The 1,161-nt window shown below is 60.9% G+C and carries 1 protein-coding gene; it reads right to left on the bottom strand.

Going from position 1 to position 1,161, the window contains the following annotated elements:
• Positions 1–158: 158 nt before the first annotated feature.
• Positions 159–1,124, bottom strand: coding sequence for an IS5 family transposase (locus tag HFL01S_RS24430; protein WP_066263949.1), 966 nt, complete (start codon positions 1,122–1,124; stop codon positions 159–161).
• Positions 1,125–1,161 lie beyond the last annotated feature (37 nt).

Here is a 1,161-nt window from a genome sequence, read left to right on the forward strand (position 1 = left end):
GGGATGGTGTTCAAAACAAGTTTGGCGCCGGCCGATAGCGACCTGCTTGCCGCGACATGAAACAGGGTGACTCTGAAGCAGTGAATCTGACGCAGCTTCTGCGTTTTCCCCGCCCACTTTCGCCCTCGTGGCGGCCACCTGGCCGTTTGCAGACGCACTCATGCCTGCGCGCCCTGCAAGAGTCGGCGCCGCGCCATCCACAGATTGGAGAGCGCAAACAGCGTATGCAACTGCGCTGTGTTCTTGGCCAGTCCGCGATAGCGAACTTTCACGTGCCCGAATTGGCGCTTGATGACCCGGAACGGATGTTCCACCTTGGCGCGGATGCTGGCCTTGACGTGCTCAAGCTGGTCGAGCACCGCGCCCATGGGGTTGTCCTTGTTCAGCGCTCGGCGTTTGCCGGGGCGCATGGCCACGTGCCAGTTGACTCGGATGCCTTGAACCTCTTCTCGCTTGGCCACACCCTGATAGCCCGCATCGGCGAACACGTCTGCTTCTTCGCCGTGGACCAACGCGCTGGCCTGCGTCACATCATTGACGTTGGCCGCTGTGCCGACCACGGTGTGCACCAACCCGGAATCGGCATCCACGCCGATATGGCACTTCATGCCGAAATGCCACTGATTGCCCTTCTTGGTCTGATGCATCTCGGGGTCACGCTCGCCGCCCTGGTTCTTGGTCGAACTGGACGCGGCTATCAAGGTGGCGTCCACCACCGTGCCCTGCTTGAGCATCAAGCCTTTGTCGGCCAGCGTGGCGTTGACCACGGCCAGCATCTGGGGCGCCAACTGGTGCTCTTCGAGCAGATGGCGAAAGCGCAGGATGCTGACCCGGTCGGGGATGCGTTCGACACTGGAGAGCCCAGCAAACTCGCGATACAGCGTCGTCTCGAACAAGGCCTCTTCCATCGCCAGGTCGCTCAACCCAAACCATTGTTGAAGGAAGTGAATGCGCAGCATGGTCACCAGTTCAAAAGGCGGGCGTCCAGTCTTGGCCCGTGGTGCATGCGGCTCAATCAGCGACAGCAAGTCGGTCCACGGAACCACCAGATTCATCTCGTCCAGAAACACCGCTTTGCGCGTGCGCCGCGTACTCAGATTCAGGCCAAGGTCTTGCTGCTTCATGCCGCCATTGTTCCTTCCATCCTCCGCTCACGCCATC

This window comes from Hydrogenophaga flava NBRC 102514, assembly GCF_001571145.1.
Taxonomy (GTDB): Bacteria; Pseudomonadota; Gammaproteobacteria; order Burkholderiales; family Burkholderiaceae_C; genus Hydrogenophaga; species Hydrogenophaga flava.